Genomic DNA, 18,776 nt, shown 5'->3' on the forward strand with positions numbered 1-18,776 from the left:
CTGACTGCACGGTGTTGGCTTCAAGAGGCAACCACTCTAGAACCCTTATACGCCGGCCAAATCAGCCAAAGGAATGATTTGCAGAGCCGTACAAATGCTAGCTTTGCGCCAGCATTTGCGGGAGTTCGTTATCCAGGGCGCTGCGCGATCAATGCATCTCGGTAAAAGCGAGTTTGACGCCGATGGCGATCAGCACCACACCCATGGTCCGGTCGAACCAATGGCCCATCCGCGCAAAACCGGCGCGCACGCGCTGCTGGCTGAACAGCCGCGCCACCAGGCAGAACCACACGGCCGTCGCCGCCGCGAGATAGAGCCCGTAGCTTGCCTGCACCGCCAACGGCGTGTGCGGGTTGATCACCACGGTGAACAGCGACAAAAAGAACAGCGTGGCTTTGGGGTTCAGGCCGTTGGTCACGAAACCTGAGGTGAAGGCACCGCGCGGTGTGCGCTCGCCGGCTTCCTTGTGCAAGTCGTCGGTGACGGCTTTAGCCGGTTGCGCGCGCAAGGCCTTGTAGCCGATGTACAGCAGATACGCGGCAGCCGCCCATTTCAAGGCGTTGAACAGCACGATCGACTGCGACACGATCAGGCCGATGCCGAGCAATGAATAGCCGACGTGCAGGAAAATCGCCGTACCGACGCCCAGCGCTGTCCAGGTCCCGGCGCGACGGCCATGAGTCACGCTTTCACGCACCACCACGGCGAAATCCGGGCCGGGGCTGGCGACGGCGAGCAAGTGAATCAGGGCAACGGTCAAGAACTCTGTCCAGTACATGGGGGCTCCTTTGGGGTAGATCGATCAAAATGAAATTCACAGGTCAACGCCAACCCTTGTGGGAGCGAGCCTGCTCGCGATGCGATCTGACATTCAACAAAGGTGTTGAATGTTAATGCCCCATCGCGAGCAGGCTCGCTCCCACAGGTTTCGCACCTGGCCTGCAATGCGTAACTATATGTTTCATCTGGTAGGCTCGGCAGATTACGCCTTCAGTTCACCGCACAAAAGGTACAGTTGATGACGAACTCTCGCCGCGCCGTTTTCCTCGACCACCCTTCCCTGGACCTGGGCGACCTCGATCTCAGCCCGTTGCGCGACTGCTTTGACGACTTGCAACTGTTCGCACAGACCACGCCGGAGCAGGTGATCGAACGTCTCAAGGGCGCCACCGTGGCCATCAGCAACAAGATTCTGATCGACGCCAACGCCATCGCCGCCAGCCCTGATCTGAAGCTGATCCTGATCACCGCTACCGGCACCAACAACGTCGACCTCGCGGCCGCTCGTGCCCACGGCATCACGGTCTGCAACTGCCAGGGCTACGGCACACCGTCGGTGGCGCAGCACACGATCATGTTGCTGCTCAACCTGGCCACGCGCCTGGCGGACTATCAGAAAGCCGTGGGTGAAGGCCGCTGGCAGCAAGCGAAACAGTTCTGCCTGCTGGATTACCCGATTGTCGAACTCGAGGGCAAAACCCTCGGCCTGCTCGGCCATGGCGAACTGGGCGGCGCCGTCGCACGGCTGGCCGAAGCCTTCGGCATGCGTGTGTTGCTGGGACAGATTCCGGGGCGTCCTGCCCGGCCGGATCGCTTGCCGCTGGATGAACTGCTGCCGCAAATCGATGCGCTGACCCTGCACTGCCCACTCAACGAACACACCCGCCACTTCATTGGTGCCCGCGAACTGGCCTCGATGAAACCCGGCGCGTTCGTGGTCAACACCGCACGCGGTGGCTTGATCGATGAACAGGCACTGGCCGATGCCTTGCGCAACGGTCATCTGGGCGGCGCGGCGACCGATGTGCTGAGCGTCGAACCACCGACCGCCGGCAATCCGTTGCTGGCCCACGATATTCCACGGCTGATCGTCACGCCGCACAACGCCTGGGGCAGTCGCGAGGCGCGGCAAAGGATCGTCGGTCAGTTGACCGAAAACGCGCAGGGATACTTCAGCGGTAAAGCGCTGCGGGTCGTCAGTTGATAGACTGCGGCACTTTTTTTCACAGGAGCAGTTATGGATCCGCGCAGTGAAGTACTGCTTCGTCAGGCCGACTTATTTCAGGGTTCGGTGCTGCTGGCCGGTTTGCCCGCCGACGACTTGCTGGGCCGTCTGCCCGACGCCCATGGCTGGTGCTGGCATGCCGGTGATCAAGCGGCGCTGGAGGCGCGTTTTGCCGAGCGCAGCCATTTTGGTGTGACCGCACCCGAGCGTGAGTTCGAGACGGCGGTGGTGTTTTTACCCAAGTCCAAGGACCTGACCGATTACATTCTCAACGCCCTCGCCTCTCGCCTGGCCGGTCGCGAGTTGTACCTGGTGGGTGAAAAACGCAGCGGCATCGAAGGCGCGGCCAAGCAACTGAACCCCTTCGGCAAGCCACGCAAGCTCGACAGCGCGCGGCATTGCCAGCTTTGGCTGGTTACTGTGGCCAACGCGCCAGAAGCCAAGTCGCTGGAAAGCCTGGCCCAGACCTATGAATTGCCGCTGGCCGAAGGTCCGCTGAAAGTCATCAGCCTGCCGGGCGTGTTCAGCCACGGCCGGCTGGATCGCGGCAGCGCATTGCTGCTGGAACACTTGGACAAGTTGCCGAGCGGCCACTTGCTCGACTTCGGTTGCGGTGCCGGTGTACTGGGCGCGGCGGTGAAACGTCGTTATCCGCACAATCAGGTGACGTTGCTTGACGTGGACGCCTTCGCTGCCGCCAGCAGCCGTATGACGCTGGCTGCCAATGGCCTGGAAGCGGACGTGATTACCGGTGACGGCATTGACGCGGCACCGATGGGTTTAAGTGCAATTCTGAGCAATCCACCGTTCCATGTCGGCGTGCATACCGACTACTTCGCCACCGAGAACTTGCTGCGAAAAGCGGCTAAACATCTGAAAAACGGCGGCGAACTACGCTTGGTTGCAAACAGCTTCCTGAAGTATCAGCCGCTGATCGAAGAGCACTTGGGCGTGTGCGCGATCAAGGCCGAAGGACAGGGCTTCAGAATTTATCGGGCCAAACGAGGCTGAAAAATAAGTGCTTGCCTAACGGGTTTTGCCTAGGCAGAATCCGCTCCGTCCTAGGGGAGTAGTCTCCCACGAGCGCCATGCTCGTCCGGCATACGTCAACATACTTGGTCAACAGACCATGGCGTATGCGACCCAAGCGTCCGCATCAGACGGATCGCAGGGTTTGACAAGACCTATGACACGAACACCTTACCCGGGGCGGGAAGGCTGTACGTGTCATAGCCGTGTCGACCCGCCCCTTAGGAAAATCCCTGATGCTGGACTCTTTGCTCGTTCCCACCGCAATCGTTGCCTTGGCCGAAATCGGCGACAAGACGCAACTGCTCGCGCTCATTCTCGCTGCCCGCTTTCGCAAACCCTGGCCGATCATCGCCGGCATCGTCGCCGCGACCCTGGCCAACCATGCGGCGGCCGGTGCGGTCGGCGCCTGGTTCGGCAGTTTCTTCTCGAATGCTGTGTTGCACTGGATCCTGGCGGCGAGCTTCGCCGCGACCGCACTGTGGACCCTGGTGCCGGACAAGATGGACGACGATGAAGCCAGCACCGCCCGCAAGTTCGGGCCGTTCCTGACCACGCTGATCGCGTTTTTCCTGGCAGAAATGGGCGACAAAACCCAGGTCGCCACGGTGATGCTCGCCGCGCAATACCCGGATTTGTGGCTGGTGATCATCGGCACCACCGCCGGGATGTTGATTGCCAACGTACCGGTGGTATTGGCGGGTAACTTTGCGGCGGATAAATTGCCGCTCACCCTGATCCGTCGCCTGGCGGCGTCGGCGTTCTTTGTCCTGGCGATTGTGGCGGTGTACAAGGCGATGCAGAGCAGCGGGTGGGTTTGACGCCGTAGGTTGATAGACCGCGTTATCGTTCCTCGCGGGCAAGTCTCGCGCCTACAGATTCTGTGTCGTAATCGACCGAAAACCTGTAGGAGCGAGGCTAGCCCGCGAAGGCGTCAACGGCATCACCGCCTGACCATCAGGATTTCGGCGCTTTCTCGTACAACGGCATCACCTTCGGAATCGCCGCCTGCAACGAAGCAATCCGGCTGGACGAAGCCGGGTGCGTACTCAAGAACTCAGGTGGGGCGCCTTCCGAGGCTTTGCTCATTTTGTTCCACAACGTGATCGCCGCATTCGGGTTGTAACCGGCGCGGGCCGCCAGCTCGAGGCCGATCAGGTCCGCCTCGTTTTCATTGCCACGGCTGTTGGGCAAGGTCATGCCGTATTTCGCCACGGTGTCCGCCAGGGCCAGGCTGTCCTGACCCAGACCGAGCAACGCGCCTGCGCCTTGCTTGGCCATTTCGACGCCGTATGCCTTGGACATCGCTTCACGACCATGCTCGCGCAGGGCATGGGCGATTTCATGGCCCATGATCGCGGCGATTTCATCGTCGGTGAGTTGCAGTTTGTCGATCAGCCCCGTGTAGAAAAAGATCTTGCCGCCAGGCCCGCAGTTGGCATTGAGCTCGTCGCTCTTGATCAGGTTGACTTCCCATTTCCACTGGGCCGAATCCGGACGAAACACCGGCGCCTGGGCAATCAGCCGGTCGGCAATCATCTGGACGCGCTTGGCGTCGTTACTGGTCTTGTCCAGCACACCCTTGGTGCTCGCCTCTCCGACAGTCTTCTGATAAGACTGCGCGTACATCTGGTTGACTTCGTCGGTGGACAACATGCTGAACATGTACTGCTTACGCTCTACGCCAACAGCCCCACCGCTGGTGGTATTGACCGACTGACAACCGGCAAGCAACAAACCTGCGCTCAGCGCACACACAACCAATGTCTTGTTCATCAAAAAACTCCCTGAAAACATGCCGGGTATCCTAGGCGGGTAACTGTATCCGCACCAGATACAACTGACGTGTAGACGCTCATTTCAGATAAAGCTCTCATTGCCGTAGGAAAAAATTCACATAACGGCGCTCGCCACGGCCGCCAACGCCCGGCAATGATTCATTTACGACATCAACCACTCCAAAACAGCCATTTCGCGCTGCCTCGCTCATGGCCCTCCAGCTCCCTGCCGATACACCACCGCAGACGTCCTCTTGCGTGCGGAGCACCCATGAAATTCAAGTCGATCCAGTTTTCCGTGGCCGCCCTCGCCGGCGCCATCGTTCTTAGCGTAGTCGCCGCGCTGGTGCTGTACGCACTGTTCTCCGGCGCCCGGACGCAAGACATGGTCCAGGAGCGGACCCAGGCGCAATTCGAGCAAGTCATCGAGCAGCGCCTGACCTCTCTGGCGCAAACCCAGGTCAGCCAGATCCAGCGCGAACTCGAAGCGCCGCTGCTGATCGCTGGCGGCCTGGTGCGGGTCAACGCGCTGATCGGTACGCCGGGGGCCGATGGCCAGCCGACATTGAGTCTGAGCCGGGAGCAGTTGATCAGCCTGATCAAGGAAAACGTGGCCAAGAACCCGAAAATTCTCGGCACCTATATAGGCTGGGAAAAAGACGCGCTCGATCACAACGATGCGGCCTACGTCGACACCAAGGTAGTCGGCATCGACGCCAGCAACGGGCGCTTCCTGCCGTGGTGGTTTCGCAACGAGGACGGCACCCTGGGCCTGGACAAACTGGTGGACGTCGATGACCAGAAAACCCTGTCCACCGGCGTGCGTGCCAGCGAGTACTACCTGTGCTCGAAAGAAACCAAGAAGTCCTGCGTGATCGATCCGGCGCCCTACAAGGTCGGCGACAAGATCGTCATGCTCGCCTCCTTTATTGAACCGATCATGCTCAACGGCGCCTTCCAGGGCATCGTCGGTGCCGACCTGTCGGTGAACTTCATCCAGGAAATGTTGCTGGGGGCGAATCAGAAACTGTACAGCGGCGCAGGGGAAATGGCGCTGATCGGTGGTAATGGCCGGATCGTTGCCTACACCAAGGACCCGAGCAAATTCGGCGAAAAGGTCAGCGACATTCTCGACAGCAAGCAGATCGCCAACATGGCCCACCTCAAGGGCGGCGAAGTGACTTACACCGTCGACAAGGCCCAGGGCCGGATCGAGTTGTACCTGCCCTTCGGCATCGGCCAGACCGATGCGCGCTGGACCTTGATGCTGCAATTGCCGCTGAACGCCGTGATGGCCGACCTGCAAAAACTCCAGGGCGACCTGGACGCTCAGCGCAAATCCGACACCTTCGGCATGGCCATTGTCGGTTTATTGATCGCCGGTATCGGTCTGTTGGTGATCTGGCTGGTGGGCCACGGTATCGCCCGCCCGCTCAAGCAAATGGTGGCGATGCTCGACGATATCGCCAAAGGCGAAGGCGACCTGACGCGCCGCCTGACCAGCGACCGCGCCGACGAACTGGGCTCGATTGCCAAAGGCTTCAACACGTTCCTCGCCAAGCTACAGGCGATGATCACCCAGGTCGTGACCTCGGTGCAGAGCGTCAGCGATTCATCGGAACACACCGCCGACATTGCCATCCGCACCAACATCGGTGTGCAGAAGCAAATGGCCGAGATCGATCAAGTGGCGACGGCGGTGCATGAAATGACCGCCACCGCCCAAGACGTGGCACGCAACGCCACCCAGGCCGCGCAAGCCGCCAGCCATGCCGATCAGGCAGCGGCCCAGGGCATGCAAATTGTCCGGGATACGTCGAATTCGATTGGCGTCCTGGCAATTGAAATCGGCAAGGCTGTGGGCGTGGTGCAAACCCTGGCCAAGGACAGCGAGAACATCAATGCGATCCTGACCGCCATTCGCGGGATCGCTGAACAAACCAATCTGCTGGCCTTGAATGCGGCCATTGAAGCGGCACGCGCGGGCGAACAGGGCCGCGGTTTTGCGGTGGTGGCCGATGAAGTGCGCAACCTGGCGCAGAAGACTCAGAAAGCCACTGAAGAAATCCAGACCATGATCCAGCAACTGCAACAAGGCACCCGCGATGTAGTGCGGGTCATGGAGGACAGCCAGAACCGCACAGACGAAAGCGTGCAACATGCGGCGAAAGCGGCCGAGGCCCTGGAGACCATTACTCAGGCGGTGTCGGTGATCAATGACATGAACACCCAGATTGCCAGTGCGGCCGAAGAGCAGAGCGCGGTGGCGGATGACATCAACCGTAACGTGATCAACATCGGGCAAGTGGCCAATGAAGTGGCCGGCGGGGCGGATGAATCCAGTGCGGCGAGTGCGGATCTGACCAAGTTGGCGGAACAGCAGCGGCGGTTGATCAATCAGTTCAAGGTTTGATCCAAAAAACCCTTCGCGGGCAAGCCTCGCTCCTACAGAACACTGCGGTCCGTAGGAGCGAGGCTTGCCCGCGAAGGCGTCAGCACAGACAACCTTTAACCAGGGGTCAGACACTCCGGCCCATTCAGCTTCGGATCATTCACCAGATTTGCCAATACCCGCTCGCGCAACGCCGCGGGCTCACTGGCCAGCAACCCTTGCAATACATGCAGCGGCGTCTCGGGATCAAGCCACGCCGCCTGCCCTGCCTCATCCAGAATCAACGGCCGACGCTGACTCGCGGCCGGCTGGGTGATCACCGCCGTGCTCAGCCACACTTGCTCCTGCACCGGATACGCTTCCCAGATCGCCGCAAAAAACAAGGTCGAGCCTTCTCCCGGCGTCAGCCAATACGGGCGCTTGCGGGTCGTGCCACGCCATTCGTAGAAACCGTTGGCCGGCAGCAGGCAACGGCGTTCGCGCAGGGCCTGGCGAAACATCGGTTGTTCAGCGACGGTTTCGGCCCGGGCATGGGCCGGTGTGCGGGAAAGATCGGTCAGCCACGGCGGCGTCAGCCCCCAACGCGCCCGCGCCAACTCACGCTGAGCGTCTGCACCGGCACGCAGCATCAGCACCGAATCATTGGGGGAAATATTCCACTGGGCCTGCTGATCGGCGGGGAAGCCAGGCAGGGCCGCGAAGGCGGGGTTCCAGCGAAACAGGGCATAACGTCCACACATGGGGCAACACGACTCTCAATAAAACGAACGCCAGCCTAACAGACCAGCGTGCCGGGAAAGCTGTCCGGTTCATCACCGGGCAGTGGCAGCGCGGCATTGTACGCGGTGATCAGCTCGCGGGCGTATTCGGCCTGGTCGTTGTCCACCGACAAACCCAGCAGGCCGTAGATCGGCAGTTCACCGGTCCCGCCGATCAAATCGCGGCCCACCAGATGCGCCTCGATGCCCTCGCTGGCCAGCATGCCTTGCAGCAACTCCCCTTCCATCAGGTTTTCCGGCTCGTAGATTCGCTGCATAGACGCCCCTTACTCGTTTTCGCTGAACACTTCGAGATGCCATTCCTCTCCGTCTACCTGCAACACAAACGTTATCGGCCGACAGCACACCTGACAGTCCTCGATATAGGTCTGATCGCCACCGGACAGGTCCACCGTCGTCTCGACCTCTTCACCACAATACGGACATTCGTACAACGCAGGTTCCAGCATCGCGGTCTCCCAAGTGACTTGTGCGTATAATCGCCGGTCTATTTGCAGGGCTATTTTTGTCTGGCTAACTTTTCAGACCGTGCCCCGTTGGTTTTCGATCAAAACCTTTACTTACCCTAGCCGTTTCTAACAAGAGAGCATGATGGGCGAATTCGATGCCATCCGACCTTACAATGACAGCGAAGTCCCTGCGGTGCTGGACCGACTGCTCGGCGACAAGGCGTTTCTAGATATCCTCATCCATTTCCGCTTCCCGCGTTTTGCCGGTGCCTTTGGCTGGGCGCTCAAACCTCTTATAGCTCATCGGCTGCGCCGTGAGTTCGCCAGCGTCACCTCGGTGGCGACGTTGCAGGATAAAGTCGAGATGTATGTCGACCACACCATCGAACGAGCCACGGACGGTGTGACGTACACCGGCGTCGAGCAGTTCAAGTCCGGCAGCGCCTACCTGTTCATCGCCAACCACCGTGACATCGTGATGGACCCGGCCTTCGTCAACTACGCCGTGTACCACGCCGGCCTGCCGACACCGCGCATCGCGATCGGCGACAACTTGCTGCAAAAGCCCTTTGTCAGCGATTTGATGCGCCTGAACAAGAGCTTCATCGTGCACCGTTCGATCACCGGGCGTCGCGAGAAGATGGCGGCGTATCAGCTGCTGTCCGCCTACATCAACCACTCGATCCGCAACGATTGCGCCTCCATCTGGATCGCCCAGGCCGAGGGCCGGGCCAAGGACGGTGATGACCGCACCGAGTCGGCGATCCTGAAGATGTTCCACATGAGCCGCAAGGACGAGCCGTTCGGCGAAGTCATCCGCTCGCTCAACGTCAGTCCGGTGTCGATCAGCTACGAATACGACCCGTGCGACCAGGCCAAGGCCCGCGAGTTGTTCATCCGCGCCACCACCGGCAGCTACACCAAAGTCCCGGGCGAGGACGACGTCAGCATCGCCAAGGGCATCACCGGCTACAAGGGCCGGGTGCACGTGAACTTCGCCGCGCCGATCACCGAACTGTTCGACGACACCAAGCAATTGGCGATCGAAATAGACCGGCAGATTCTCGGCGGCTACCGGTTATTCCCGGTGCATTACCTGGCTTACGCGCAGTGGAAAGACGCTGACCCGCAATTGCAGGTGCCAAAAGCTGCCGAGGTGTTTGCGGCCGACGAACTGGCCAAGGCCCAGGAAGAATGGCAACGCCGACTGGAAGCCTGCCCTGAGGAACATCGGCCGTATCTGGTGCTGCAATATGCGACGCCGGTGCGTAATCAGTATCGGGTCAAGGCTGGTTTGCCGCTGTAATTGACTGGATACAACAACGGCGCCTTCGAGGCGCCGTTTTTATTTGCCTTGACGCGGTAGGTGGGCAAGGCACTGTCCCTGTGGCGAGGGAGCTTGCTCCCGCCCGACTCAGCAGCAGTCGAAACATCGGTGCTCGCGGTTTGCCTGACGCTACAAGGATGGCTGGTTGTGGGGCCGTTTCGCAGCCCAGCGGGAGCAAGCTCCCTCGCCACAAGGTTCTGCGTCAAAGATTCAGAACCGGGTGCTGATCCACGACACCAGCAACGCCAACCCCAGGCACGCGAAGCCGAAGCGGTAGAAAAACCGGTTCATGCGCAATGTCGCCCAATCCAGGGTGGGCTCTTCGTTCGGGCGGCTCTGGCGTTGGGCGACAAGGCTCGCCATGGCGCGTTGTTCACGGCGACGCGTGGCATGCAGCAGCCAACTACCCGGGAAGGCCAACAGCAAGGCCAGCAGGTTGATCAACTTGGCGGGATGGTGGGTGAACAGCGAAATCAAATGCAACGACATCACGGACCTCGGCAAAACAGGTGTGGCAGACGCCGAACCGACGACTGCGGCGCGGATTCTACCGAAAGCCTGTCCCCCTGCCCTGCCTTTCCGACAAATAACGAACCATCTGACCAAATGCTGCCCTGTGTCACGGCTCCGTCATCTGAATACGCCAGTCTGGCGGCCCTCGAAACCGACACGGATACCGTCATGCTGCACGCCGAAAACCAGGACCGCCTCTACCTCATCGCCCAGAGTGACGAACAACAAAACCTCGTAGGAAGCCTCGCCTTTAACGTTCAGGACCGCCATTGGCTGGTTTATTGCGCACTGGGCGGGCATCAGCATGCGGATTTGCCAGAGACGGATTTGCTGACCGGCGTGAGCGTGCTGGATTTCTATTCACAAGCGGCCTGACCCCACCAGCCTCGCGCCTGCTGGTGATCGGTAATCAGCAGGCATGAAAAAGCCCGGAGCCATTGCTGGCACCGGGCTTTTTTGAATCTCGCGAAAGTTACTCGCCGAGAATCTGACCAATCGTCGGGTCCTTGAACAGACGCGTCAACGCATCGCTCAACACGTCGCTGACCAGCTTGGTGTTGGTTTCCTGATTCGGCGCCATACCGAAACGCTGGTCCAGGGATGCGCCGTAACGGCCGCTGTAGCGACGGTTGGCGTTCTGCACATCCGAGCGGAAGGTTGCGCCGATGGTCGCTTCAGTCACGTACATGCCTTCTTTAGGCGACTGATACTTCAACTCGGCCAGGGTCACGGTCAATTGCGGGGCATTCAGCGCATTCGAGGTCGGGGTGAAGCCCAGCAACCGCACGGCCGCCTCGGCCTGTGCCTGCAACTTCGGCAGGATCTGCGCGCCCTGCACGGTGATCGCGCTGGTCTCGGGGTACAAGCCACCACGGGTGCCCAGGGTTGGCGACGGACGACCATCCACCACACGCACCACCACCGGCTGACCGCGGCCGACCGGCGCCAGCTGAGCTGTCAGCTTGGGTTCAGGGTTCAGTTGTTGCGGGCTGTGGGCGCAGCCGACGAGGGTCAAACTGGTCACAGTGATCAAACCGAACAACAGGCGTTGCAACATGCTCTTCTCTCCAGAATCAGGCACAAACAGGCCCGCAGTATAGCCGTGCGCCACTGCAGCGAACTAGGGCGCTGCAATGATTGAAGTAATTTCCTACAAACCCATCAGAAACCCCCTCGTGTCACAGATCTGTCATCGCCCATACACTTTCACGTCACGGCTTGCTGGCAACCTTCTCGGCAGGTCACCCACAAGGTACTTTGTCATGCGTTATCTCATCTCGCTGTTCGCGCCACGCCCCTTGCACCGCAGTTTTGCCCTGCTCGACCGCAATGGCCATTGCCAGGCGTTCAAGCAGTGCAGCCTCCAGCCGATGGGCGATGGCTGGGTCGAAATCGAAGAAATCCGCCTCAACTGGTTGCACCATCCCCTGCCCCCGAGTGCCCGTGTCAGCCAGCGCCGGCCACGTGCACGGGTGCAACATCTGTTGACCACCTGACCAGACGCCTAATAAAAGTCATTAAACACGTCCATTTCCCTGCGTTTCTTAGATACAATCTCCCCCCGATTATAAGGACGTCTCCTGATCGGGCCTCGCAGCATCGTCAATGCTTCGGTATTGGCACCCCGCACCGCCCACAGAGAGCCGCCCACACAGATCGAGTGAAGCTGGCGCGCTTGCTGTTCCTTGAGCAAAAACCCCACTTTTCGCGAATCTGCAGAGCTGTCATTACGCTCGGTCACTGAGCTGTTTGCCCGTTTTGCCTGTCATGTACCCCATGACGGCAATCCATCCGGGCACGGTGCCAGGCTGGGACAGCCCTTTTTTGAGGTTCACGTCTTCAAAAGAGCGTGAAAAAAACGGGTTTTCACAACTTCACAAGAGTGTGGCGAGCAAATGAATAGTTTTGCGTCTGAACATGCACCATTAGCGTCTGAAACAGCCCAACGACACAGGACCGAGTACTCCTCGAACACCGGAGCCTGAAGCCTGTCCGCTACGGATTTGGTTGCACAAACGGATGTCTCGACCATAAGTCGAATTGCCAGCCGCGCGCTGAGATGAGTTCATGTAACTCTTTAGGCCCGGCCGCATGCATCCGTCGAAGTTGCGAAAAATTGCGAAGATTCGGACATGGCAACACTGACCACGGGTACCTGGGCATCACTGACACGCCCCGGAACGCCTGGCAGCCATGCCGACAATTTGGTGCTGCAGATTTTGGAGACGCGTTAAATGGCGCATAACGAAGCAGTCGACGTAGTACTGGTTGGGGCCGGCATCATGAGTGCCACCCTTGCCGTACTGCTCAAAGAACTCGACCCCGCGATCAAGCTGGAAGTCGTCGAGCTGATGGATTCCGGTGCTGCGGAGAGTTCCAACCCATGGAACAACGCCGGTACCGGTCACGCCGGGCTGTGTGAGCTCAATTACACGCCGCAGGCGGCCGACGGCAGCGTCGACATCAAGAAAGCCGTGCACATCAACACTCAGTTCGAAGTGTCGAAGCAGTTCTGGTCCTACCTGACCAAAAAAGGCACGTTCGGCTCCTGCAAGACGTTCATCAGCCCGGTGCCGCACCTCAGCTTCGTGCAGGGCAATGATGGCGTTTCCTTCCTCAAGGAACGCTTCAAGACCCTGAGCAAGCACCACGCCTTCTCGGACATGGAATACACCGAAGACAAGGCCACCATGGCCGACTGGATGCCGTTGATGATGCCGGGCCGGCCAGCCGACGAAGTCGTCGCAGCCACCCGCGTAATGAACGGCACCGACGTCAACTTCGGCGCCCTGACCAATCAATTGCTCAAGCACCTGACCAGCGCACCCGATGCCCAGGTAAAGTACTGCAAGCGCGTGACGGGCCTCAAGCGTAACGGCAGCGGCTGGACCGTCAGCATCAAGGACGTCAACAGCGGCAACACCCGTGAAGTCGACGCCAAATTCGTCTTCCTCGGTGCGGGCGGCGCGGCACTGCCGCTGTTGCAGGCCTCGGGCATCGAAGAAAGCAAAGGCTTCGGCGGCTTCCCGATCAGTGGCCAGTGGCTGCGTTGCGACAATCCGGAAGTGGTCAAGCATCACCAGGCCAAGGTCTACAGCCAGGCTGCGGTGGGTTCTCCACCGATGTCGGTGCCGCACCTGGATACCCGCGTGGTCGATGGCAAGAAGTCCCTGCTGTTCGGACCTTATGCCGGTTTCACCACCAAGTTCCTCAAGCATGGCTCCTTCATGGACCTGCCGATGTCGGTTCGCGCCGGCAACATCGGCCCGATGCTGGCCGTGGCGAAAAACAACATGGACCTGACCAAGTACCTGGTCAGCGAAGTGATGCAGTCGATGGAGCAGCGTCTGGACTCCCTGCGTCGCTTCTACCCTGAGGCGAAAGCCGAAGACTGGCGCCTGGAAGTGGCCGGCCAACGGGTGCAGATCATCAAGAAGGATCCGAAAAAAGGCGGCGTTCTGCAGTTCGGTACCGAACTGGTCGCGGCCAAGGACGGTTCCCTTGCCGCCCTGCTCGGCGCCTCCCCAGGCGCTTCGGTGACTGTTTCGATCATGCTTGAGCTGATTGAAAAATGCTTCCCGAACAAGGCATCCGGCGAATGGGCTGCCAAACTGGCGGAAATCTTCCCGGCCCGGGAAAAAGTTCTGGAAACCGACGCTGCGCTGTATCGCAAGATCAATGCGCACAACAACGTCGCCCTGGAACTGGTTGAAGCCAGTAACGAGACCGAAAGCTACGCTTGATTCGGCCCCATGAAAAACGCCCCGTTCTCAGTGAGAGCGGGGCGTTTTTTTTAGGACGCTGAAATTATCTTTGTGGCGAGGGAGCTTGCTCCCGCTGGGCTGCGAAGCGGCCCCAAAGCTCTGCGAACGGCATAGATTTTGTGAGCGCTGCGCACTCAAGCGGGAGCAAGCTCCCTCGCCACATATTCCGGTGTGTCCGGGATCAGCCGCGCGCCTTGGCAATCAACTCGATGTACTCGGCCGCATTGCGCTGATCCTTGATCAGGGCGACGAAGTCATTGCCGTGCTCATCCTTGCCATCCAGGTCCAGGCCGGCTGCGACGAAGAATGTCAGAAAACGCTCGAAGTCATCGATGCGCAGGCCACGGTAGGCCTTGATCAGCTTATGCAGGGACGGCGAAGTGGCGTCGACCGGTTCGAAATCGAGAAACAACTTGATCTGCTCATCGCCGATCTCGTCACCAATCACTTGTTTCTTATCTTTACGCATTGCCGACTCCAGCTCGCAGACATTTCACGGGGCGGGCAGTTTACCCCTGCCCGGGCACAAGGCTCAACGCGGACGAACAGCGCCCGTGTGCAGATCGGCCCAGACATGGCCGTTGGCGTAGCTGAGGAACTGGCAATAGACCGTGCCATTGCGCAACAAATCGATCACCACCCGGTACTGCGCCATCGGGTAAAACAGCGTCAGGGTTTTGCTTTTTTCGTCATAGATCGGCTTTTTCAGGCTTTTGCTTTCGCCGTCGAAATTGACCAGCACCTGGTTGATGGTCGCGCCCTTGTTCAAGGATTTGCCCTTGAGGCGGATCATCATCGGAGACGTAACCGGAATCGGTTGTTGATTGGACTGACGCTGGCTGCCAACCACCACCGAATATTCGGTGACCTGCAACAACTGTTGCTGCTCGGGCTCCGCGTCACGCAGGGTAAGGTCGTCAGGCGGCAGAAACTGCGCGTGCATCGGCGCCGGGGCGGCCGCCAGAGGCAGGCTGAGGGTCAGCAACAGGACGGCGCAGCTGCGGATCAAAAGGCTCATGACGGGCTCCGAAGACGGGGCCAAGCACTCTAGCATGAGGATCAACCGCGCGAATTGGCGATATAGGTCAATACTTCGCAGTACGAGGTTGGCCATGCTGGACGAGCTTTCAGCCGTCGTTCAACAGTGCATCGTCTTCTAGGGAGTGTGCATGACGTTCTCCGTCCCCCCATTGTTTGCGGCCTGGCGTCAGACCTGGCGCGCCGGCTACACCCTCAGGCGCTTACGCGGCGACATCAGTGCCGGGGTGACGGTAGGGATTATTGCCATCCCGTTGGCCATGGCCCTGGCGATTGCCGTAGGTGTACCGCCCCAGCAAGGGTTGTATACGGTACTGATCGCTGCGCCCCTGATCGCCCTGACGGGAGGTTCACGTTTCAATGTCAGTGGGCCGACCGCCGCGTTCGTGGTCATTCTGTTGCCCATCACCCAACAATATGGCCTGGGCGGCCTGCTGCTTTGCACCATGCTTGCCGGCGTCATTCTCATTGCCTTGGGGCTGATTCGAGCCGGGCGGTTGATTCAGTACATTCCGTACCCGGTCACCCTGGGCTTTACCGCCGGGATCGGCATCGTCATTGCCACCCTGCAATTGAAGGATTTGCTGGGCCTGACCACCGCCGGCCAGGCAGAACACTACATCGAACAACTGGGCGTATTGATTCTGGCGTTGCCCAGCGCCCGACTAGGGGACGGGATCATCGGCCTCACATGCCTGGCCGTTCTGATTGTCTGGCCACGGTGGGTGCCGAGGATTCCGGGGCATCTGGTGGCGCTGACAATCGGCGCGCTCCTGGGGGTGGCGCTGGAGCACGGCGGGCTGGCGGTGGCGACATTGGGTGAGCGCTTCAGCTATATGGTCGACGGCGTCAGCCATCCCGGCATTCCGCCGTTCCTGCCAAGCTTCGATTGGCCTTGGAATCTACCCGGCCCCGACGGCCAGCCGCTGCACCTGTCTTACGATTTGATCCGTCAGTTACTGGCGCCGGCGTTCGCCATTGCCATGCTCGGCGCCATCGAATCCTTGTTGTGTGCGGTGGTGGCGGATGGCATGACCGGCAGCAAACACGACCCCAACGCAGAACTGCTGGGCCAGGGCCTGGGCAACCTGATCGCCCCGTTGTTCGGTGGCATTACCGCCACGGCGGCCATTGCCCGAAGTGCCACCAACGTGCGCAGCGGCGCCTTTTCGCCACTGGCCGCCATTATTCATAGCGCCGTGGTGCTGATGGCAATACTCGTCCTGGCACCGCTTTTCAGCTACTTGCCGATGGCGGCACTGGCCGCGTTGCTGGTCATGGTGGCGTGGAACATGAGCGAGGCCCGGCACGTGCTCCATACCTTGCGCATCGCGCCTCGCAGCGATGTGCTGGTCTTGCTGACCTGCCTGAGCCTGACGGTGTTGTTCGACATGGTGATGGCCGTCGCCGTCGGCCTGCTGCTGGCCGCCGGGTTATTTATCAAGCGCATGAGCGATCTCACCGACACCGCCGAACTGCCTCGCGGCTTCCATCAAGCCTTGCAGGACATGCCGGAGCACGTTCGCTGCTACGCGATACGCGGGCCGCTGTTCTTTGGCGCGGCTGAAAAAGCGCTGGGGGTGCTACGCAAATTCAACCCGGAGGTCAAAGTGGTGATCGTCGAGATGAGCGCCGTGCCGATGCTGGACATGACGGCGCTGGCCGCCTTCGACAATATCCTGAGGGATTACCGCAAGGACGGCATCGGCCTGATTCTGGTGGCGACCGCTCCACGGGTGCGCCTGAAGCTCAGGCGCGCGGGCATCCATCGGGAACAGCGTCAGCTGGCCTACGTGAACAACCTGGAACAGGCCCGTCGCAAAAGCGAACGCTGGCTGGCCGAGGAAAATTGAGCGCACGGCTCAATCAAACTGTGCGCGCATCCACGCCTGATACTCGGCCACACCCGGCTCGCCTTCACGTGGTGCCCAGTGCGCCAGCTCACCCTCACCGACCGGCCGATAAGGCCCGGCCTTGCATTCGAACATCAGGCTATCGGCTTCCAGCACGACTAGGCCATGGAACACGCCTGTTGGCAGGTCCACGCCGACACAATCACCACCGGCGACGAGGACTTGCTTCGTCACGACCACGCCAGACTCATCAAAGATCAGCAAACCGAGCCGCCCTTTGAGGACCAGCAATGTTTCTGCCTTGTTGTCCCCCAAGTGTCGGTGAGGCGGGATATACGTGTTTGGCTGCAACCCCACCGCCATGCGATGGCAAGCCTCTTCCATCTGATGGAAGTTGTGATGCTGACGCCCGCGAGGACTCGCGGCCGCTTTCTCGGCCAGTCCGGCGAACAACGTTTGATCAAGAAAGCTGGGCACGGTCATGTTCTTACATTCCTTTAACAGCAAAAATCCCGTTGGCGTTACGCCAGTAACCTTTGTAGTCCATGCCGTAACCGAAGATGTAACGGTCGATGCACGGCAGGCCGACGAAATCGGCTTTCAGGTCCGGGCGAGCCTTGCGGTCGTGGTCCTTGTCGATCAGCACGGCGGTGTGCACTTTGCGCGCGCCAGCGTGTTTGCAGTAATCGATGATCGCGCCCAGGGTGTGACCTTCATCGAGGATGTCGTCGATGATCAGCACGTCGCGGTCGAGGAACGAAACTTCCGGCTTGGCTTTCCAGAACAGGTCGCCGCCGCTGGTTTCGTTGCGATAACGGGTGGCGTGCAGGTAGGACGCTTCCAGCGGGAAGTGCAGATGGGTGAGCAGCTTGCCGGCGAAAATCAGGCCGCCGTTCATCACGCAGAACACCACCGGGTTAGTGTCAGCCAGCTGTTCATTGATGTGTGCACCGACGCGGGCGATGGCCGCCTCGACTTCAGCTTCGGTGTACAGGCAGTCAGCCTCTCGCATGATTTGACGGATATGCTCGAGATCAGCGGACATGGCGCTCTCCAGGGGGGACGGATTCGGGAAAAGCGGGCAAAGGTACGCATCCCGCACGGCCAGATCAAGCGTTTGTGGACTAACGTACTGTATGTCTATAGGACAACACCCTCGGATAGATTAATCTAGGCCGGTTTTTTTGCCCGCCGCCGGAGCCTTTCCCATGCCCATCCTCGAGATCCGCCATCCGCTGATCCGTCATAAACTCGGCCTCATGCGCCGCGCCGACATTAGCACGAAGAATTTCCGTGAGCTCGCTCAGGAAGTCGGTGCCCTGCTGACCTATGAAGCCACCAAAGACCTGCCGCTGGAAACCTACGACATCGAAGGTTGGTGCGGCACCGTGTCGGTGGAGAAAATCGCCGGCAAGAAAATCACCGTAGTGCCAATCCTACGCGCCGGCATCGGCATGCTCGAAGGCGTGCTGAGCCTGATCCCGGGTGCCAAGGTCAGCGCCGTCGGCGTGGCCCGCAACGAACAAACCCTGCAGGCCCACACCTACCTGGAAAAACTGGTTCCGGAAATCAACGAGCGCCTGGCAATGATCATCGACCCGATGCTCGCCACCGGCAGCTCCATGGTCGCCACCATCGACCTGCTGAAAAAGGCCGGTTGCCGCGACATCCGCGCCATGGTCCTGGTTGCCGCGCCGGAAGGCATCGCCGCTGTAGGCAAAGCGCACCCGGACGTGATGATCTACACCGCCTCCATTGATGAAAAACTCAACGAACACGGTTACATCATCCCAGGCTTGGGCGATGCCGGTGACAAGATCTTCGGTACCAAGCAGAAGGACGCTTGAGC

General features: G+C 60.0%; 21 protein-coding genes, 1 pseudogene and 1 riboswitch. Of the genes and pseudogenes, 11 read left to right on the forward strand and 11 right to left on the reverse strand.

Annotation, left to right across the window (positions count from 1 at the left end):
* Nucleotides 1-148 precede the first annotated feature (148 nt).
* The gene (locus tag JIO00_RS24410) at nt 149-778 is read right to left on the reverse strand and encodes a LysE family translocator (protein WP_102595361.1); all 630 of its coding nucleotides are present in this window, start codon (nt 776-778) and stop codon (nt 149-151) included.
* 240 nt (nt 779-1,018) lie between these two features.
* Here JIO00_RS24410 and JIO00_RS24415 point away from each other — a divergent pair, with 240 nt between their 5' ends.
* The 3 genes from JIO00_RS24415 (at nt 1,019) to JIO00_RS24425 (ending at nt 3,855) form a co-directional block, all read left to right on the forward strand.
* On the forward strand, nt 1,019-1,984 hold the full coding sequence (locus JIO00_RS24415; protein ID WP_010458197.1) for a 2-hydroxyacid dehydrogenase: 966 nt from the start codon (nt 1,019-1,021) through the stop codon (nt 1,982-1,984).
* Nucleotides 1,985-2,017: 33 nt separating this feature from the next.
* Nucleotides 2,018-3,016 carry a class I SAM-dependent methyltransferase gene (locus JIO00_RS24420; protein WP_010458199.1) on the forward strand — a complete coding sequence of 333 codons (999 nt, stop codon included), beginning with the start codon at nt 2,018-2,020 and terminating at the stop codon, nt 3,014-3,016.
* 40 nt (nt 3,017-3,056) lie between these two features.
* Nucleotides 3,057-3,181: riboswitch (yybP-ykoY riboswitch) on the forward strand.
* 89 nt (nt 3,182-3,270) lie between these two features.
* Entirely contained in the window at nt 3,271-3,855 is a 585-nt protein-coding gene (locus tag JIO00_RS24425; RefSeq protein WP_010458201.1) for a TMEM165/GDT1 family protein, read from the forward strand.
* 136 nt (nt 3,856-3,991) lie between these two features.
* Here the strand turns inward: JIO00_RS24425 and JIO00_RS24430 are convergent, their stop codons facing one another.
* Entirely contained in the window at nt 3,992-4,810 is an 819-nt protein-coding gene (locus JIO00_RS24430; RefSeq protein ID WP_077749001.1) for a M48 family metallopeptidase, read from the reverse strand.
* Between the two features lie 1,356 nt (nt 4,811-6,166).
* Here JIO00_RS24430 and JIO00_RS30245 point away from each other — a divergent pair.
* Both JIO00_RS30245 and JIO00_RS30250 read left to right on the forward strand, forming a co-directional pair.
* A pseudogene (locus JIO00_RS30245) lies at nt 6,167-6,370 on the forward strand (HAMP domain-containing protein); the annotation flags it as partial.
* Between the two features lie 111 nt (nt 6,371-6,481).
* Complete coding sequence (locus tag JIO00_RS30250; protein WP_370693218.1) at nt 6,482-7,225, forward strand: methyl-accepting chemotaxis protein; 744 nt, start codon at nt 6,482-6,484, stop codon at nt 7,223-7,225.
* Nucleotides 7,226-7,320: 95 nt separating this feature from the next.
* Here JIO00_RS30250 and JIO00_RS24440 read toward each other — a convergent pair whose 3' ends face one another.
* The 3 genes from JIO00_RS24440 to JIO00_RS24450 are packed head-to-tail and all read right to left on the reverse strand — an operon-like array spanning nt 7,321 to nt 8,432.
* Nucleotides 7,321-7,944 carry an SOS response-associated peptidase gene (locus JIO00_RS24440; RefSeq protein WP_010458207.1) on the reverse strand — a complete coding sequence of 208 codons (624 nt, stop codon included), beginning with the start codon at nt 7,942-7,944 and terminating at the stop codon, nt 7,321-7,323.
* A 35-nt stretch (nt 7,945-7,979) separates the two neighbouring features.
* On the reverse strand, nt 7,980-8,240 hold the full coding sequence (locus JIO00_RS24445) for a putative signal transducing protein (RefSeq protein WP_010458208.1): 261 nt from the start codon (nt 8,238-8,240) through the stop codon (nt 7,980-7,982).
* A gap of 9 nt (nt 8,241-8,249) precedes the next feature.
* Nucleotides 8,250-8,432, reverse strand: coding sequence for a CPXCG motif-containing cysteine-rich protein (locus tag JIO00_RS24450; RefSeq protein ID WP_010458210.1), 183 nt, complete (start codon nt 8,430-8,432; stop codon nt 8,250-8,252).
* A gap of 139 nt (nt 8,433-8,571) precedes the next feature.
* On the opposite strand from JIO00_RS24450, the gene JIO00_RS24455 reads away from it, so the two are divergent.
* On the forward strand, nt 8,572-9,738 hold the full coding sequence (locus JIO00_RS24455) for a 1-acyl-sn-glycerol-3-phosphate acyltransferase (RefSeq protein WP_077749002.1): 1,167 nt from the start codon (nt 8,572-8,574) through the stop codon (nt 9,736-9,738).
* 231 nt (nt 9,739-9,969) lie between these two features.
* On the opposite strand, the gene JIO00_RS24460 is transcribed toward JIO00_RS24455, so the two are convergent.
* Nucleotides 9,970-10,248: a hypothetical protein gene (locus JIO00_RS24460; protein ID WP_200667000.1), complete on the reverse strand. Its 279-nt coding sequence runs from the start codon at nt 10,246-10,248 to the stop codon at nt 9,970-9,972.
* 192 nt (nt 10,249-10,440) lie between these two features.
* Here JIO00_RS24460 and JIO00_RS24465 point away from each other — a divergent pair, with 192 nt between their 5' ends.
* Entirely contained in the window at nt 10,441-10,647 is a 207-nt protein-coding gene (locus tag JIO00_RS24465; protein ID WP_010458215.1) for a hypothetical protein, read from the forward strand.
* Nucleotides 10,648-10,744: 97 nt separating this feature from the next.
* Here the strand turns inward: JIO00_RS24465 and JIO00_RS24470 are convergent, their stop codons facing one another.
* Nucleotides 10,745-11,329 carry a YajG family lipoprotein gene (locus tag JIO00_RS24470; RefSeq protein WP_010458217.1) on the reverse strand — a complete coding sequence of 195 codons (585 nt, stop codon included), beginning with the start codon at nt 11,327-11,329 and terminating at the stop codon, nt 10,745-10,747.
* Nucleotides 11,330-11,534: 205 nt separating this feature from the next.
* Between JIO00_RS24470 and JIO00_RS24475 the strand changes: the two genes are divergently transcribed.
* A complete protein-coding gene (locus tag JIO00_RS24475) occupies nt 11,535-11,768 on the forward strand; it encodes a hypothetical protein (RefSeq protein WP_010458219.1) in 234 nt (77 codons plus the stop codon).
* A 738-nt stretch (nt 11,769-12,506) separates the two neighbouring features.
* The gene (gene mqo, locus JIO00_RS24480) at nt 12,507-14,015 is read left to right on the forward strand and encodes a malate dehydrogenase (quinone) (protein WP_077749003.1); all 1,509 of its coding nucleotides are present in this window, start codon (nt 12,507-12,509) and stop codon (nt 14,013-14,015) included.
* Between the two features lie 202 nt (nt 14,016-14,217).
* Here the strand turns inward: mqo and JIO00_RS24485 are convergent, their stop codons facing one another.
* Together JIO00_RS24485 and JIO00_RS24490 are read right to left on the reverse strand one after the other, a co-directional pair.
* Nucleotides 14,218-14,505 carry a PA4642 family protein gene (locus JIO00_RS24485; protein WP_010458223.1) on the reverse strand — a complete coding sequence of 96 codons (288 nt, stop codon included), beginning with the start codon at nt 14,503-14,505 and terminating at the stop codon, nt 14,218-14,220.
* A gap of 63 nt (nt 14,506-14,568) precedes the next feature.
* Nucleotides 14,569-15,054, reverse strand: coding sequence for a hypothetical protein (locus JIO00_RS24490; protein ID WP_010458225.1), 486 nt, complete (start codon nt 15,052-15,054; stop codon nt 14,569-14,571).
* A gap of 151 nt (nt 15,055-15,205) precedes the next feature.
* Between JIO00_RS24490 and dauA the strand changes: the two genes are divergently transcribed.
* Complete coding sequence (gene dauA / locus JIO00_RS24495; RefSeq protein WP_010458228.1) at nt 15,206-16,927, forward strand: C4-dicarboxylic acid transporter DauA; 1,722 nt, start codon at nt 15,206-15,208, stop codon at nt 16,925-16,927.
* A gap of 9 nt (nt 16,928-16,936) precedes the next feature.
* Here dauA and JIO00_RS24500 read toward each other — a convergent pair whose 3' ends face one another.
* Both JIO00_RS24500 and JIO00_RS24505 read right to left on the reverse strand, forming a co-directional pair.
* The gene (locus tag JIO00_RS24500; protein WP_010458230.1) at nt 16,937-17,410 is read right to left on the reverse strand and encodes a WbuC family cupin fold metalloprotein; all 474 of its coding nucleotides are present in this window, start codon (nt 17,408-17,410) and stop codon (nt 16,937-16,939) included.
* A 4-nt stretch (nt 17,411-17,414) separates the two neighbouring features.
* Nucleotides 17,415-17,972 carry a hypoxanthine-guanine phosphoribosyltransferase gene (locus JIO00_RS24505; RefSeq protein WP_010458232.1) on the reverse strand — a complete coding sequence of 186 codons (558 nt, stop codon included), beginning with the start codon at nt 17,970-17,972 and terminating at the stop codon, nt 17,415-17,417.
* Between the two features lie 163 nt (nt 17,973-18,135).
* Here JIO00_RS24505 and upp point away from each other — a divergent pair, with 163 nt between their 5' ends.
* Nucleotides 18,136-18,774, forward strand: a complete 639-nt coding sequence (gene upp, locus JIO00_RS24510) for a uracil phosphoribosyltransferase (RefSeq protein ID WP_010458234.1) — start codon at nt 18,136-18,138, stop codon at nt 18,772-18,774.
* Nucleotides 18,775-18,776 lie beyond the last annotated feature (2 nt).

This window comes from Pseudomonas sp. SW-3 (genome assembly GCF_016615645.1).
GTDB classification, from domain to species: Bacteria; Pseudomonadota; Gammaproteobacteria; order Pseudomonadales; family Pseudomonadaceae; genus Aquipseudomonas; species Aquipseudomonas mandelii.

Bases quoted from the DNA above. Each gene is read 5' to 3' on its own strand.
- JIO00_RS24410 (WP_102595361.1), bottom strand. From the start codon at position 778: ATGTACTGGACAGAGTTCTTGACCGTTGCCCTGATTCACTTGCTCGCC.
- JIO00_RS24415 (WP_010458197.1), top strand. From the start codon at position 1,019: ATGACGAACTCTCGCCGCGCCGTTTTCCTCGACCACCCTTCCCTGGAC.
- JIO00_RS24420 (WP_010458199.1), top strand. From the start codon at position 2,018: ATGGATCCGCGCAGTGAAGTACTGCTTCGTCAGGCCGACTTATTTCAG.
- JIO00_RS24425 (WP_010458201.1), top strand. From the start codon at position 3,271: ATGCTGGACTCTTTGCTCGTTCCCACCGCAATCGTTGCCTTGGCCGAA.
- JIO00_RS24430 (WP_077749001.1), bottom strand. From the start codon at position 4,810: ATGAACAAGACATTGGTTGTGTGTGCGCTGAGCGCAGGTTTGTTGCTT.
- JIO00_RS30250 (WP_370693218.1), top strand. From the start codon at position 6,482: ATGGCCGAGATCGATCAAGTGGCGACGGCGGTGCATGAAATGACCGCC.
- JIO00_RS24440 (WP_010458207.1), bottom strand. From the start codon at position 7,944: ATGTGTGGACGTTATGCCCTGTTTCGCTGGAACCCCGCCTTCGCGGCC.
- JIO00_RS24445 (WP_010458208.1), bottom strand. From the start codon at position 8,240: ATGCAGCGAATCTACGAGCCGGAAAACCTGATGGAAGGGGAGTTGCTG.
- JIO00_RS24450 (WP_010458210.1), bottom strand. From the start codon at position 8,432: ATGCTGGAACCTGCGTTGTACGAATGTCCGTATTGTGGTGAAGAGGTC.
- JIO00_RS24455 (WP_077749002.1), top strand. From the start codon at position 8,572: ATGATGGGCGAATTCGATGCCATCCGACCTTACAATGACAGCGAAGTC.
- JIO00_RS24460 (WP_200667000.1), bottom strand. From the start codon at position 10,248: ATGTCGTTGCATTTGATTTCGCTGTTCACCCACCATCCCGCCAAGTTG.
- JIO00_RS24465 (WP_010458215.1), top strand. From the start codon at position 10,441: ATGCTGCACGCCGAAAACCAGGACCGCCTCTACCTCATCGCCCAGAGT.
- JIO00_RS24470 (WP_010458217.1), bottom strand. From the start codon at position 11,329: ATGTTGCAACGCCTGTTGTTCGGTTTGATCACTGTGACCAGTTTGACC.
- JIO00_RS24475 (WP_010458219.1), top strand. From the start codon at position 11,535: ATGCGTTATCTCATCTCGCTGTTCGCGCCACGCCCCTTGCACCGCAGT.
- mqo (WP_077749003.1), top strand. From the start codon at position 12,507: ATGGCGCATAACGAAGCAGTCGACGTAGTACTGGTTGGGGCCGGCATC.
- JIO00_RS24485 (WP_010458223.1), bottom strand. From the start codon at position 14,505: ATGCGTAAAGATAAGAAACAAGTGATTGGTGACGAGATCGGCGATGAG.
- JIO00_RS24490 (WP_010458225.1), bottom strand. From the start codon at position 15,054: ATGAGCCTTTTGATCCGCAGCTGCGCCGTCCTGTTGCTGACCCTCAGC.
- dauA (WP_010458228.1), top strand. From the start codon at position 15,206: ATGACGTTCTCCGTCCCCCCATTGTTTGCGGCCTGGCGTCAGACCTGG.
- JIO00_RS24500 (WP_010458230.1), bottom strand. From the start codon at position 17,410: ATGACCGTGCCCAGCTTTCTTGATCAAACGTTGTTCGCCGGACTGGCC.
- JIO00_RS24505 (WP_010458232.1), bottom strand. From the start codon at position 17,972: ATGTCCGCTGATCTCGAGCATATCCGTCAAATCATGCGAGAGGCTGAC.
- upp (WP_010458234.1), top strand. From the start codon at position 18,136: ATGCCCATCCTCGAGATCCGCCATCCGCTGATCCGTCATAAACTCGGC.